Annotated in this window: 11 protein-coding genes; 3 read left to right on the top strand and 8 right to left on the bottom strand. The window is 63.4% G+C overall.

Annotation, left to right across the window (positions count from 1 at the left end; all coding sequences use genetic code 11):
* Positions 1-46: 46 nt before the first annotated feature.
* Complete coding sequence (gene thiD / locus EK23_RS01160) at positions 47-871, top strand: bifunctional hydroxymethylpyrimidine kinase/phosphomethylpyrimidine kinase (RefSeq protein ID WP_327037021.1); 825 nt, start codon at positions 47-49, stop codon at positions 869-871.
* A gap of 7 nt (positions 872-878) precedes the next feature.
* Here thiD and recJ read toward each other — a convergent pair whose 3' ends face one another.
* From recJ to EK23_RS01120, 8 genes are all read right to left on the bottom strand, one after another.
* Positions 879-2621: a single-stranded-DNA-specific exonuclease RecJ gene (gene recJ / locus EK23_RS01155; protein WP_045223432.1), complete on the bottom strand. Its 1743-nt coding sequence runs from the start codon at positions 2619-2621 to the stop codon at positions 879-881.
* Positions 2622-2643: 22 nt separating this feature from the next.
* Positions 2644-2913, bottom strand: a complete 270-nt coding sequence (locus EK23_RS01150) for a hypothetical protein (RefSeq protein ID WP_045223431.1) — start codon at positions 2911-2913, stop codon at positions 2644-2646.
* Between the two features lie 29 nt (positions 2914-2942).
* On the bottom strand, positions 2943-4376 hold the full coding sequence (thrC, locus tag EK23_RS01145) for a threonine synthase (protein ID WP_045223430.1): 1434 nt from the start codon (positions 4374-4376) through the stop codon (positions 2943-2945).
* A gap of 239 nt (positions 4377-4615) precedes the next feature.
* A complete protein-coding gene (locus EK23_RS01140) occupies positions 4616-5926 on the bottom strand; it encodes a homoserine dehydrogenase (RefSeq protein ID WP_045223429.1) in 1311 nt (436 codons plus the stop codon).
* 31 nt (positions 5927-5957) lie between these two features.
* Positions 5958-7142: an alanine transaminase gene (gene alaC / locus EK23_RS01135; protein WP_045223428.1), complete on the bottom strand. Its 1185-nt coding sequence runs from the start codon at positions 7140-7142 to the stop codon at positions 5958-5960.
* Between the two features lie 131 nt (positions 7143-7273).
* Positions 7274-7633 carry a DUF4870 family protein gene (locus EK23_RS01130; RefSeq protein ID WP_045223427.1) on the bottom strand — a complete coding sequence of 120 codons (360 nt, stop codon included), beginning with the start codon at positions 7631-7633 and terminating at the stop codon, positions 7274-7276.
* Between the two features lie 14 nt (positions 7634-7647).
* On the bottom strand, positions 7648-8346 hold the full coding sequence (gene murU / locus EK23_RS01125; RefSeq protein WP_045223426.1) for an N-acetylmuramate alpha-1-phosphate uridylyltransferase MurU: 699 nt from the start codon (positions 8344-8346) through the stop codon (positions 7648-7650).
* The gene (locus tag EK23_RS01120) at positions 8343-9389 is read right to left on the bottom strand and encodes an aminoglycoside phosphotransferase family protein (protein WP_045223425.1); all 1047 of its coding nucleotides are present in this window, start codon (positions 9387-9389) and stop codon (positions 8343-8345) included. The genes murU and EK23_RS01120 overlap by 4 nt, the downstream gene beginning before the upstream one ends.
* 201 nt (positions 9390-9590) lie before the next feature.
* On the opposite strand from EK23_RS01120, the gene EK23_RS01115 reads away from it, so the two are divergent.
* Both EK23_RS01115 and EK23_RS01110 read left to right on the top strand, forming a co-directional pair.
* The gene (locus EK23_RS01115; protein WP_052807796.1) at positions 9591-12518 is read left to right on the top strand and encodes an LPS assembly protein LptD; all 2928 of its coding nucleotides are present in this window, start codon (positions 9591-9593) and stop codon (positions 12516-12518) included.
* Positions 12519-12556: 38 nt separating this feature from the next.
* A complete protein-coding gene (locus EK23_RS01110) occupies positions 12557-13846 on the top strand; it encodes a peptidylprolyl isomerase (protein ID WP_045223911.1) in 1290 nt (429 codons plus the stop codon).
* Positions 13847-13859 lie beyond the last annotated feature (13 nt).

The raw sequence follows: 13859 nt of genomic DNA, 5'->3' as shown, positions 1-13859 counted from the left end.
GGATTTCCTGTCCAGATAAAAAAGTACCGCTAAGTCTAGTTGATCCTTGACACATGCTGAGGTGCCCTCCATCGACGCGGAAGATCCCATGCCGGACACACCACCCATAGTCCTCTGCCTCTCCGGCCACGATCCCACGGGAGGCGCCGGACTGCAGGCTGACATCGAGACCTTGGGGCGTTTGGGCTGCCATGCCAGTACGGTCGTCACGGCCCTGACGGTCCAGGACAGCCGGGATGTGGTGCGCGTGTTGCCGCAGGCGCCTGCGGACTTTCTGGAGCAGGCCTGCCGGGTTGTCCGTGACCTGCCGCTGGCGGCGGTCAAGATCGGGCTGCTCGGAAGTGCCGGCGTGGCGCGCGCGGTGGCCGAATTGCTGCGCGAGTTGCCCGGTGTACCCGTGGTGCTGGATCCGGTGCTCGCGGCGGGCGGCGGCACCCTCCTTGCGCGTGAGGACCTCATCGAGGTCTTGTGCGGTGAATTGTTGCCCTGGGTCAGCGTGCTGACGCCCAATATCCCGGAGGCCGAAGCCCTGTCAGGCGAGCGGCAGCCCGGGGTCTGCGCCAAGGTATTGCTGCGGATGGGGACGAGGCACGTCCTAATTACCGGCACCCATGACGAAGGCTCGGAGAAGGTGATCAACCGTTTGTTCGGCCCTGAGGGTGACGCCGAGTGGGCATGGGAGCGTCTCCCCCACAGCTACCATGGCTCGGGCTGCACCCTGGCTTCGGCGCTCGCAGGCTATTTGGCGCAAGGCCTGGATATGCGACTGGCCTGCGAGAGGGCGCAGGTCTTCACCTGGGAGGCCCTGGCGGCGGGCTGGCGTCCGGGCAAGGGGCAACATTTCCCGAGGCGCTGCAACTCCCTCGGCTGAGTGCGCTTCAGGCCGCGCAGTTTTCCATGTACTCGATGCGCATCTGCACCGTGCGGTTGTCGCGGAACTCATTGACGTCCAGGCGGTACGCCAGGCGCAGCCGCTGACAGCCGAGCCAGGCATGCGGCTGGTCCACGAAAAAGGCGATGCCGTCCACCATGCGGCCGCCCTCCGGCACCTGCAGGACCAGCTTCAGGTGCTTTTCGCCCACCACCCGGCACTGGATCACGTCGAACTCGCCATCGAACAGCGGCTCCGGGAAGCCTTGGCCCCAGGGCCCCGCCTGCTGCAGCAGTTCCGCTGCTTCCAGGCAGAATTCTGCTGCCGGCAGCTCGCCGTCGCTGTGCAGGGCATTGGCCAGATCCAGGCCCTCCAGGTGCCCGCGGACTTCCTCGTCGAATAGCTGCCCAAAGCGCTCCAGATTCCCCGACTTCAGGCTAAGGCCCGCCGCCATGGCATGGCCGCCGAACCGGCTCAGCAGACCCGGATGCTGCGCGGCGATGTCGCTGAGCACGTCACGGATGTGCACGCCGGGAATAGACCGGGCCGAGCCTTTGAGCTCATCGCCGCTGCCGGGCGCGAAGGCGATCACCGGCCGGTTCAGCCGCTCCTTGATGCGGGAAGCGAGGATGCCGATCACGCCCTGGTGCCAGCTAGCGTCGTACAGGCACAGGCCGGCGGCATCGCGCCGGTTTTCGGCGGGCTCCAGCCGGTCTAGCATGTACAGGGCGTCCAGCTTCATCTGTTCCTCGATCTCGCGCCGCTCGCGGTTGAGCTCATCGAGGCGGGCCGCCAGGGTCTTGGCGCTGGCAAAGTCCTCGCTCAGCAGGCACTCGATGCCCAGGCTCATGTCCTCCAGTCTGCCGGCGGCGTTCAGGCGCGGCGCCGCGGCGAAACCCAGATCCGACGCGACGGTCGACTTTGGATTGCGGCCGGCGATTTCCAACAAGGCCTGGATGCCCGGCCGCCCCTGACCTGCGCGAATGCGCTGCAGGCCCTGATGCACCAGGATGCGGTTTACGTGGTCCAGCGCCACCACGTCCGCCACGGTGCCTAAGGCCACCAGGTCCAGTAGTTGCCCCAAATTTGGTTCGGCATGCCTGGCGAACCAGCCGCTTTCCCGCAGCCGCGCACGCAAGGCCATCAGCACATAGAACATGACGCCAACCCCGGCCAGGGCCTTGCTGGGAAAACGGTCGCCCGCCAGGTTGGGGTTGACGATGGCGTCGGCCTCCGGCAACTGGCTGCCGGGCAGGTGGTGGTCGGTGATGAGGACGCGAATGCCGGCTGCGCGGGCCGCCCGCACGCCCTCGATGCTGGCAATGCCGTTGTCCACCGTGATGATGGCGTCCGGGTTTTGCCGGGCGGCAACCTCCACGATTTCCGGCGTGAGCCCATAGCCGTACTCAAAGCGGTTGGGCACCAGATAGGAAACTTTGGCCGCGCCGAACTCCCGCAGGCCCAGAAGGCCCACGGCGCAGCTGGTGGCGCCGTCGGCGTCGAAATCGGCCACGATGAGCAGGTGGCGCCCCTCGCGAATGATCTCCGATAGCTGCTCGACCATCGCCTCCATCCCCGAGAGTAGCCAAGGGGAGGGCAGCCTTGCCAGGGTGCGGTCCAGTTCCTCGGGGCTGACTAGGCGTCGTGCGTGGTAGATTCGCTGCAACAGCGGCGGCAGGTCCGGTAGTTGCGCGCTCCCATCGGGCAGGGCGCGCCGCAGGATGCTTTTCTTGACGGGGTGGTAGAGCATGCGGCCGGTGAGTCGGGAAAGCCTAGGCTCCGGCCGGGTTCGGTGGTTCCGGGGTGTTGGGTTCGGTGCCCAGTCCGCGCTGCAGGCAGCGGGGGCAGATATCCTGACCGTCTTCGTTCAGGCTCCAGCCGGCGGCCAGGGCTTGTTCCCTGGAGCCGTCGAACCACGAGCGCCCGTCGCTGAAGCGGCGGCCGCTGAGTCCGAAGGGACGCGGGGCGATGCGCCGCGCCTCTATTGTTCGGATAGCGCTGGGGTTGCAGTAATCGCAGAAGATAAAGGTCCGTAAGCTCATGCTGTCTCCCCTGGGCGCGTCTTGCGCGATCAGCCGGCGGTGTGGGTGGCGATGTACTGCTTCAGCGCGCCGAGGTTGCAGTCCATCACCTCGACCCGTTGCGGCAGGTTCTCGATGCCCTCCAGGGCCGGCGGCCGCTCGGGGGCTCGGTCCAGGGCTTCGCGGATGGCTTCCTCGAACTTGGCGGGCAGGGCGGTTTCCAGGCAGATCAGGGGCAAGTCCTCGCGTCGCTGCTCCAGGCCCACCTTCAGGCCATCCGCCGTGTGGGTGTCGATCATGACACCGTATTTGGTCCAGGTGTCGCGGATGGTGCGCAGGCGGTCGGCATGGGTACTGCTGCCCGAGGCGAAGCGGAACTCGGGCAGGGCCTGCCAGTATGCGCTGCCCTTGATGTCGATGGAGCCGCCGGCATCCACCCGGCTCCAGAAGTCCCGCAGCTTGGCGCCGTCACGCCCGACCAGATCGAACATGAAGCGCTCGAAATTGGATGCCTTGGAGATGTCCATGGACGGGCTGCTGGTGTGGTAGGTCTCCTTGGTGCCGCGCGGGCGGTAGACGCCGGTGCGGAAGAACTCGTCCAGCACATCGTTCTCGTTGGTGGCCAGGATCAACTGCCCGATGGGCAGGCCCATCATCCGCGCGATATGGCCGGCACAGATGTTGCCGAAGTTGCCGGAGGGCACCGCGAAGGCGACTTCCTGCGCGCTGGTGGCGGTGGCGGCCAGGTAGGCTTTGAAGTAATAGACGATCTGCGCGGAAACCCGTGCCCAGTTGATGGAGTTGACCGTGCCGATGCGGTGCCGGGCCTTGAAGTCCAGATCGTTGGAGACGGCCTTCACCAGGTCCTGCGCGTCGTCGAATACCCCGCGCACGGCGATGTTGTGGATGTTCGGGTCGTCCAGGGAGTACATCTGGGCGCGCTGGAAGGCGCTCATCTTGCCGTCGGGGGAGAGCATGAATACTCGGATGCCGCGCTTGCCGCGCATGGCGTATTCCGCCGCCGAGCCGGTGTCGCCCGAGGTGGCGCCGAGGATGTTCAGTTCCGCGTGCTGCTTCGCCAGCGCGTATTCGAACAAATTTCCCAGCAACTGCATGGCCATGTCCTTGAAGGCCAGGGTCGGCCCATTGGACAGTTCCAGCAGGCACAGGCCCGGCTCCAGCACCCTGAGCGGCGCGATCTGCGTGGTGTCGCTGTCGCTCCGGGCGTTGCCGTATACCTCGGGCGTGTAGGTCTTGCGCAGGATAGCCTTGAGGTCATCCGCGGGAATGTCGGTGGCGAATTTCGACAGGACTTCGTAGGCCAGGTCGGCGTAGCTCAGCTCACGCCAGCCGTCCAACTCGTCCCGCGTCACCTGGGGATAGCTTTCCGGCAGGTACAGCCCGCCGTCCGGAGCCAGTCCGCCTAGCAGGATTTCCGTGAAGGTCTTGGCGGGCGCGTTGCCGCGGGTGGAGATGTATTTCATGGATTCTTATAGTTTGGTTCTGGTCGTTGCGTTGCCCCTGGACGCCTTAGTCTACTAGCAGTAGGAACGGCGTGCCGTTCAACATTCCCCGTGCCGGTGAGGGCGTTTGGATAGGATGTGCCGACGCAGGAAGGGTTGCGGCTAATGCAACCGTTTGCGATTGGAGGCGCATCACTTGCGATCGGTGCGCTTCGTGCCTCAGCACATCCTATAGAGCTGAGGCAGTATCAGCTTGGGTCTCAGCCCAAGGTCTCCATCCGAATCCGCTTCACCGGCTTGTTAATGGTGGCCAGGGCCTCGATCTCGGCGATGGCGGCATTCAATTCGCGCTCGGGCACCTTGTGGGTGAGCATGATGATGGGCAGGTGGCTTTCGCCCGTCAGCGGCTCCTTCTGGATGATGGCCTCGATGCTGATGTTGCGGCCCGCCAGGATGCGCGTCACATCGGCCAGCACGCCGGGCTTGTCCTCGGCGGACAGGCGCAGGTAGTAGGCGGTTTCGATGTCGCCGATGGGCAGCACCGGCGTGTCGGCCAGGGCCGTGGGCTGGAAGGCCAGGTGCGGGACCCGGTTCTCCGGGTCGCTGGTGAGGGCGCGGACCACGTCGACAATGTCGGCTACCACGGAAGAGGCCGTCGGGTCGGCGCCGGCGCCGGCGCCGTAGTAAAGCGTCGGTCCCACCGCGTCGCCCTTGACCACCACCGCGTTCATCACGCCGTCCACGTTGGCGATGAGGCGGCGATAGGGAATCAGGGTCGGGTGCACGCGCAGTTCGATGCCTTTCTCGGAGCGCCGGGCCACGCCCAGCAGCTTGATGCGGTAGCCCAGGGCCTCGGCGTAGGTGACGTCCAGGCGGGTTACGCCGCTAATGCCTTCCACGTAGACCTTGTCGAACTGCAGCGGAATGCCGAAGGCGATGGAGGCGAGGATGGTCAGCTTGTGGGCGGCGTCGATGCCTTCCACGTCGAAGGTGGGGTCGGCTTCGGCGTAGCCCAGGGCCTGGGCCTCTTGCAGCACGTCCTCGAAGTCGCGCCCTTTGTCACGCATCTCGGTGAGGATGTAGTTGCAGGTGCCGTTGATGATGCCTGCCAGCCATTCCACGCGGTTGCCGGTGAGTCCCTCGCGGATGGCCTTGATGATGGGTATGCCGCCGGCCACCGCCGGCTCGAAGGCCACCATCAGCCCTTTCTCCCTGGCCTTAGCGAATATCTCGTTGCCGTGCAGTGCGATCAGCGCCTTGTTGGCGGTAACCACGTGCTTGCCGTTGTCCAGGGCCTTGAGCACGAGTTCCTTGGCCAGGGTTTCGCCGCCGATGAGTTCCACCACGATCTGGATGTCCGGATCGTTGACGATCTCCAGCGGGTCCTGGGTCAGCGCAATCCCGGTGGTGTCGCAGATGCGCGAGCGTTGCAGGTCGCGGGTAGAGGCGCGGCAGATCTGGATCTCGCGCCCGGCCCGGCGGGTGATTTCATCGGCATTGCGGCGCAGCACGTTGACGGTGCCGCCGCCGACGGTGCCCAGGCCCAGGAGGCCAATTTTGACGGGATTCAAAGGGAGTTCCTCGTGAGTGTGGGGGCGTGAGTCAGGCGGAGCCGTCCTTGCGGAACATCTGGCGGATGCCGCGGATGGCCTGGCGCGTGCGGTGCTCGTTCTCGATCAGGCTGAAGCGCACATGGTCGTCGCCGAACTCGCCAAAGCCAATACCTGGGGACACGGCCACATGGGCCTCCAGCATGAGCTTCTTGGCGAATTCCAGCGAGCCCATGTCCCGGTACTGTTCGGGAATGGGCGCCCACACGAACATGGTGGCCTTGGGCGGCGTCACCGCCCAGCCGGCATCGTTCAGACCCTTGCACAGCACGTCCCTTCGCTGGTGATAGAGGTTGCAGATATCCGCGACGCACTGTTGCGGACCTTCAAGGGCGGTGATGGCGGCCACCTGAATGGGGGTGAAAGTGCCATAGTCCAGGTAGGACTTGATGCGGCCCAGGGCCGCCACCAGTTCCCTATTGCCGCACATGAAGCCCACGCGCCACCCCGGCATGTTGTAGCTCTTGGACAGGGTGAAGAACTCCACCGCCACGTCCTGGGCGCCCGGCACCTGCAGGATGGAGGGCGCCACGTAGCCGTCGAACACCAGGTCCGCATAGGCGAGGTCGTGCACGACCCATATCTTGTACTCGCGGGCCATTGCCACCACCTTCTCGAAAAACTCCAGCTCCACGCACTGGGTGGTGGGGTTGCCCGGGAAGTTCAAGATCAGCATCTTGGGCTTGGGCCAGGAGGTGCGTATCGCCTTCTCCAATTCCTCGAAGAAGTCCACGCCCGGCACCATGGGCACGTGGCGCACATCGGCCCCGGCGAGGACACAGCCGTAGGGGTGGATGGGATAGGCGGGATTGGGCACCAGCACGGCGTCGCCCGGCCCGAGGGTGGCGAACATCAGATGCGCCAGACCTTCCTTGGAACCGATGGTGACGATGGCCTGGGCGTCGGCGTCCAGATCCACGTCATAGCGCGTCTTGTACCAGTTGCAGATGGCCTTGCGCAGGCGTGGAATGCCCTTGGACACCGAGTAACGGTGCGCCGTGCCTTTCTGCGCCACTTCCACCAGTTTGTCGACGATATGCTGGGGGGTGGGGCGGTCCGGGTTGCCCATGCCGAAGTCGATGACGTCGATCCCCTGAGCCCGCTCCTTGGCCTTGAGTTCGTTGACGATGTTGAAAACGTAAGGGGGAAGGCGTTTGATGCGTTGAAATTCTTCCATCCAGGACTCTTGAGTGTCGTGATGCGGGCGTCACTGCGCGCAGGGCGGCCGGCGGATTTCTAAATTAAATCCGTAAACTTACTGGCGCCGGGCCTGGCTGTCAACGCGCATGAAGCGAAAACGGACGGCGGCTACTGCGTCTGGGCAGGCTGGCTGTCGACGGGTTGGTTGCGGCTGAGGGCCGCCCAGCCTTGTACGATGCGGTAAATGATCCACATGAGATCGGCGATGAGGATGAAATAACCGATGCCCCACAGTGCGGTGGCAGCGCCGAGCACTCCCCACAAAAGGCTGAACCAGAAGGTCCTCAGCTGCCAGCGCCGATGGCTGTCCAGCCAGGTGCCTGCCACCGATGCCCGCATGAGGTGGCCGATGATGGCCGCGAGCACATAGGTGAAACCGAGGGCAAGGGATGCTGCCTGAAGCGCGTAGGCCACAGTGAGCAGATTCTTCTCCCGGTGCAGATCGCGGTTGGCATTGGGCTGGTTCATGGGCTTGACTCCACTCAGGCCGGCAGGCTCTGTTCACTGCGGTGGCCGGCTTGTCTTCCTGCAAGCCTCGCATCGAATGCGCGCAGCCGCTCTACGGTACCGATGTCCATCCAAAATCCTTGATGCAATTCACCGCTGACCCGGCCCGCCGCGATGGCCCGCCGCAGCAAGGGCGCCAGGGGAAACGCGCCCGGCTGGCAGCCGTCGAATAGTTCCGGGCGGTAGACGCCGATGCCGGCGAAGGTGTGGCGCTGACCTTCATTGGTGACCAGGCCGTCCGAGAGAGGGAAATCGCCCGCCTCATGGTGCGGGGGATTGGGCACCAGCACCAGATGGGCCTGATCGACAGGCTGCTGAATCAAACGTCCGAACGGAAAGTCCACGGCGATGTCGCCGTTGACCACCAGGAAGGGATCAGGTCCCAACAGCGGCAAGGCGTGAAAGATGCCGCCGCCGGTTTCCAGGGCGGGCCAGCCCTCCGGCGAATAGGCGATGCGGGCACCGAACCTCGATCCGTCGCCCAGGCGTTCGGGAATCTTTTGCCCCAGATGCCCCAGGTTGATGACCAGTTCGTGAAACCCTTCGTTCACCAGGCTCTCGACCAGGTGCTCGATCAGCGGCCGTCCCCCTGCCGCCAGCAAGGGCTTGGGGGTGTGATCGGTCAAGGGACGCAGGCGCTCGCCACGGCCGGCGGCCAGGATCATGGCCTTCATGCGGGTGCTCCCAGGACCGCGCCAGCCCGGTCCAGCACCTGTTCGCGCAGTAGGTCCAGGAACTCGGCCAGTTCCGGGTAGTCCTGACCTACGCTCATGACATAGCTCAACGTGCGCGGGATGTCCTTCAGGTAGCCGTTCTTGCCGTCGCGCAGTTTCAGGCGCGAGAAGATCCCGATGGCCTTGAGGTGGCGCTGTATCCCCATGAGGTCGAACCAGCGCAGGAACTCGGCCAGACTGCCGGTTTCAATGCCGTGCTGCTTGATGAGCCCATGGTAGTCCGCCGCCCACTGCCGCACCCGGGCGGGTGGCCAGGCCACATAACAATCGCGCAACAGGGACACCAGGTCGTAGGTGACGGGGCCGATCACCGCGTCCTGGAAATCGAGGATGCCAGGGTTATCGACGGACGTGACCATCAGGTTGCGGGAATGGTAATCCCGGTGCACGCAGACCCGTGGTTGCTCCAGGGCCGATGCCACCAGCAGACGCCACGTCCGCTCCAGGCACTGGTCGCGGTCCGGATCGGACGGCAGTCCCAGCAGTTTGCCCAGGAACCAGTCGCGGAACAGGTTCATCTCGTTGCGCAGCAGGGTTTCATCGTAATCGGGCAGTCCGCAGCTTCCCGTATCCACGCCGGCCTGAAGCCGCGCCAGGCTGTCCATGGCGTCGCCATAGAGCCGGTCCGCGCTGGCCTCATCGAGCCGGTCCAGATAGTTCTCCGAGCCGAAGTCATCCAGCAGCAGGAAGCCGTTGTCCTCGTCCGCGGCATGCACCGTCGGTGTGCTGACCCCGGCGTCCTGCATGAGCCGGGCGATCTTCATGAAGGGCCTCACGTCCTCCATGGGCGGCGGGGCGTCCATGGCGATATAGGTCTCGCCATCGCACCAGACACGAAAGTAGCGGCGGAAACTCGCATCGCTGGACGCGGGCTTGAGGTTTTCGGGCGGCTTGCCTAAGGGCTGGGTCAACCAGCCCGTCAGTGCCTGGATCCTTGGGTCTGTCGCGACGGGAGGTACGCTTCCTTGTTCAAAAATGCTCATAATGCTGGGGATCATGGGGTAGAATGCCACGCTTACAGTATTTGACCACAAACGCAGTCTCCACGGTATGTTGCTTACACCCAGTCCGCATCATTTCCTGAGTTACGCCCCGCCAGTGCCCTGCTTACGTCAGAGAGCCTGAAGTCTGAGCTGGCGCGCGCAAACTGCGGTTCGTTAGTGCGGATTCGGAACAGGTCTTCCATGATACGGATTATCGGCCCGGCCAGGAGCCGCTGGCTGCTTTTGTGTGCTTTTGGCCTGCAGCAGCCTTTGGGCGCGCACGCGGCGACGCCTGGTTGGGATTGCCAGCGCAGCGCTGACGGCAAGGAGTGGGTGTGTACCGCAGGACCGGGTGGCTCCGCTGCCGGGGCGCCTGCGGGGCGTCCCGCGCAACCTGCGGCGCGCCCAGCTCCCGTGGTCAGGACGCTGGAAGCCGAGGAGCCAACGGCCGCTCCGGAGACGGAAGCCAGCGAGCAAGTGGCGCGGCCGGCGCCACCGCAGCGTGTACCGCGGGATACGCCGGCCGAGCCTGAGCCAACTGAAACGGCGGAGTCCCCGGCCGAGGAGACGGTCGAGGAGTCGACCCTGGCCGAAGGTCAGGAGTCCGCAGGCGTAGAGGATGAACGGGAGGAACCCAGGGTCACCTTTAAGCGCCTATCCGGCGTGACAGCGCCGGTCCTGGCCGAAGCACCGCGCAAGGAGTCGGTGAAGCCGGCTGCGCAGCCTGGCTGGACCTGCAAGGCCGGCGGCGAGCAGCAATGGGACTGTGGGCTGGTGGGCGCCGACCCGCGCGGCGAAGCGCATACCGTGGGCGAGGCGGCGGACAGCGTGGCGGACTGGGAGGAATCGGGCACCATCACCGGGCAGGACGAGGCGCGATTCCGCAGCATCATGGCGCGCATGCCCGCCGACCCCTGGAAGCTCACCTGCGGCAAGCGCAAATCCGAGATCACCCCGTCGAAGTACTTCATCATGTCGCCCGAGGACGAGATAGCGCGCGCCCAGGCGCCGCTGGAGATCCAGTCCGATACCGCCGAACTGGTGCATGGCGAGGTGTCCAATTTCGAGGGCACCGCGGACCTGGTGCGGGCGGATCAGAGCCTGTTCGGCGATTTCGTCACCCACAATAACGAATCGGGCACGCTGAACGCCCAGGGAAATGTGATCTACCGTGAAAAAGGCCTGTCCTTTTCCAGCGATACCGCGTTCCTGCGTCTGAAAACCGACCAGGGCGTGTTGCGCAACTCCCAGTTCGTGATCGAGACCGTTCCGGCGCGCGGCACCTCGCGGCGCACCACCATCGACAGCAAGTACCTGACCCGTTATGAGAAGGTCAGTTACACCACCTGCGAGCCGGGACGTCAGGACTGGCTGATGCACGCCTCTACCGCCAAGATCAACAAGGAGACGGGGCGCGGTTTCGCCAAGAATGCCTGGCTGGAGTTCAAGGGCGTGCCCTTTCTCTACACGCCTTTCATGAGCTTTCCAGTGGATGATCGCCGCCAATCCGGTTTTCTGACGCCTACCTTCGGTTCCAGCAAGGTCAGCGGCTTCAATTTCATCCTGCCTTATTACTTCAACCTGGCGCCCAATTACGACGCCACCTTCACGCCACGGCTGCTCACAAATCGCGGCATGCTCTATCGCGGCGAGTTCCGGTATATGACCGACTGGACCAAGGGCATGATCCAGGGCGAATACATGCCCCACGATGACCAGCGTGACGATAGCCGCGGCATGATCGCCTTCCGCAATCGGGCCAGGTTCACCAAGAACCTGACTTCGCGCGTGAACATTTTCCGTGTGTCGGACGACCGCTACTTGAATGAATTGGGGAATATCCTGCATATTCCCAACAACATCTACATCCCCAGTCATGGGGATCTGACCTATACCGGCACCAATTACAGTGTCTATGCGGCAACGGATGTCTTTCAGACGATTTCGCCCAACATCCCCAATTCAGCTCAGCCCTACGCCCGTCTGCCCCAGCTGACATTCAATTATTGGCAGAATGTCTTTGACACGGGCCTGATGTTCCAGAGTACCGCCGATGCCGTCAACTTCTACAACCCGGATCGGGTGGAGGGACAGCGCTTGTCGCTGCGTCCCAAGCTCTCCTATCCGTTCGTCAATCCAGGCGGGTTTGTCACGCCCAGCGTGACCTTGCAGCACTCTCAATATTGGTTGAACTACCCGGACAATGTGGTCAACAACGGGGATAGCCAGAGCCTGACTGTGCCGATTTTCTCGGTTGACACTGGCGCATTCTTCGATCGGGATTTCCAATTGGGTTCGCTGCCCATGCAGCAGACCCTGGAGCCCAGGCTGTTTTACGTCTACATCCCCGAGGTCAATCAGGACGATATTCCCAACTTCGACTCGGCGCAATACGACTTCAACTTCTATCAGCTGTTCCGCGAGAACCGCTTTGTCGGAACCGATCGGGTTGGCGACACCAACCAGATTACGGCGGCTATCACCAGCCGCTTCATCGACCAGGATTCCGGCCTGGAGCGCCTAAAGCTCAGCCTGGGCGAAATCTTCTATTTCAGCAACCGGAATGTGCAGCTGAACTCGACGATTGCACCGGATACCAGCACTGTCTCGAACATAGTGGGCGAGGTTTCATCTTCGCTCACCGATGCGTGGTCGTTCAAGAGCACGGGTCAATGGAACCCAGACACCAACCGCATTGGGCGCGGACAAGTTGGTATTTTCTACAACAACCGGCGGAATGACGTTTTCAGTGTCTCCTACCGTTACTTGGGCGATCCCAATGACATCAGTCAGGTGAAGGTGAATCTGGCAGACATCGGTTTCCGCATTCCTTTCGCCGATGGTTGGCACGTGATCGGGCAGTGGCAGTATTCCATTCTGGACCAGCTCACCACCCAGGCGGTGGCTGGCATCGAGCACGAAACCTGCTGCTACCGATTGAGCTTGGTGGGTCTGCGCTACCTCAACGGCACCACAACAACAGGTGTTCAGGTTCTTGCGGAAGACGCGCAGGCCAACAACACGGTGTTCTTCATGCTCGAACTGAAGGGTTTGACCCGCCTGGGCGACCAGATCGACCGTTTCCTGTCGCGCAACCTGCGCGGCTACCGCCTGGAAAACGAATTCTAGAAAGTGAAGCCACGATGAAGTCGACGTTTCCTTACTTGATGAAAGCCCTCATGCTGGCGGTCGGATTGAGTCTGTTCCCGCCCTTGCTGCAGGCGGAGCGGGAATTGGACCGGATCGTGGCTGTGGTGGATGACGGCGTGATCCTCGAAAGTGAGCTGGCCGAGCGCGTCGAGGGCATTCGCCGTAGCCTCCAGCAGAACAAGACGCCCATGCCGCCCGAGGATATCCTGGTGCGCCAGGTCCTCGAACGGATGATCGTGGACAAGCTGCAGGAGCAACTGGCCGAGCGCAGCGGCATCAAGGTGGACGAGGAAACCCTGCGCATGGCGGTGCAGCAGATCGCGCAGCGCAATCGCATGAGCCTGGAGGAGTTCCGCCGCTCCCTACGCGAGGAAGGCATCGACTACGGCAGCTTTATCGAACAGATCCGGGGTGAAATCGCCATCAGCCGCTTGCGCAATGCCCAGGTCAACCAGCAGATCAAGGTCAGCGACCGCGAAATCCAGAATTATCTGGATACCCAAGGCTCAGAAGGGCCTGCAGCGGACAAGGAATACCTGCTAGGGCACATTTTGATCGCCACGCCGCGGGCCGCGTCCCCCAGCGACGTGCAGAAAGCCAAGGAAAAAGCCGAAAGCGTGCTGGCTGATTTGCGCAAAGGCCAGGACTTCAAGCAGGCGGCACTGAGCGCCTCGGACGACGAACTGGCGCTCAAGGGCGGCGATCTGGGGTGGCGCAAGTTCAGCGAGATTCCGGGCCTGTTCGCAGAGTACGTGAGCAAGATGAAGGACGGTGATATCGAAGGGCCGATACGCAGTTCCAGTGGCTTCCACATCATCAAGCTGTTGGGGCTCAAAGGGGGGGGGGAGCATACCCTGACCAAGACGCGCGTGCGGCATATCCTCATCAAGCCCAACGAGGTCCTGTCCGACGAGGATGCCAAGCAGAAACTGCTGGCCCTGAAGAGCCGCATCGAAAGTGGCGAGGACTTCTCCGTGCTGGCGCGTGGTCATTCCGACGACAAGGGCTCAGCCATCAAGGGCGGCGAACTGGGCTGGGTACAGCCCGGCGCCCTGGTGCCGCAGTTTGAAGAGGCCATGAGCCGGCTTGCCGTCAATCAGCTCAGCGACCCCGTGCAAACCCAGTTCGGCTGGCATCTCATCCAGGTGCAGGAGCGGCAGGAATCCGACGACTCGGATGAGTTCCGCCGCAACAAGGCGCGCGAGGCCATCTTCAAGCGCAAGGTGGAGGAGGAGACCGAGCTGTGGCTGCGTAAGCTGCGCGACGAGGCCTACGTGGAAATCCGCCTCACCGGCACGCAGGAATGAACCTGCGTTCCGG

The organism is Methyloterricola oryzae, assembly GCF_000934725.1.
Taxonomy (GTDB): domain Bacteria; phylum Pseudomonadota; class Gammaproteobacteria; order Methylococcales; family Methylococcaceae; genus Methyloterricola; species Methyloterricola oryzae.
This window is presented reverse-complemented; position numbering and strand designations above follow the sequence as displayed.

Excerpts from the sequence above, each read along its gene's own strand:
- EK23_RS01150 (WP_045223431.1), bottom strand. The coding sequence starts at position 2,913 with ATGAGCTTACGGACCTTTATCTTCTGCGATTACTGCAACCCCAGCGCT.
- EK23_RS01120 (WP_045223425.1), bottom strand. The coding sequence starts at position 9,389 with ATGAGCATTTTTGAACAAGGAAGCGTACCTCCCGTCGCGACAGACCCA.
- thrC (WP_045223430.1), bottom strand. The coding sequence starts at position 4,376 with ATGAAATACATCTCCACCCGCGGCAACGCGCCCGCCAAGACCTTCACG.
- EK23_RS01130 (WP_045223427.1), bottom strand. The coding sequence starts at position 7,633 with ATGAACCAGCCCAATGCCAACCGCGATCTGCACCGGGAGAAGAATCTG.
- murU (WP_045223426.1), bottom strand. The coding sequence starts at position 8,346 with ATGAAGGCCATGATCCTGGCCGCCGGCCGTGGCGAGCGCCTGCGTCCC.
- alaC (WP_045223428.1), bottom strand. The coding sequence starts at position 7,142 with ATGGAAGAATTTCAACGCATCAAACGCCTTCCCCCTTACGTTTTCAAC.
- recJ (WP_045223432.1), bottom strand. The coding sequence starts at position 2,621 with ATGCTCTACCACCCCGTCAAGAAAAGCATCCTGCGGCGCGCCCTGCCC.
- EK23_RS01110 (WP_045223911.1), top strand. The coding sequence starts at position 12,557 with ATGAAAGCCCTCATGCTGGCGGTCGGATTGAGTCTGTTCCCGCCCTTG.
- EK23_RS01115 (WP_052807796.1), top strand. The coding sequence starts at position 9,591 with ATGATACGGATTATCGGCCCGGCCAGGAGCCGCTGGCTGCTTTTGTGT.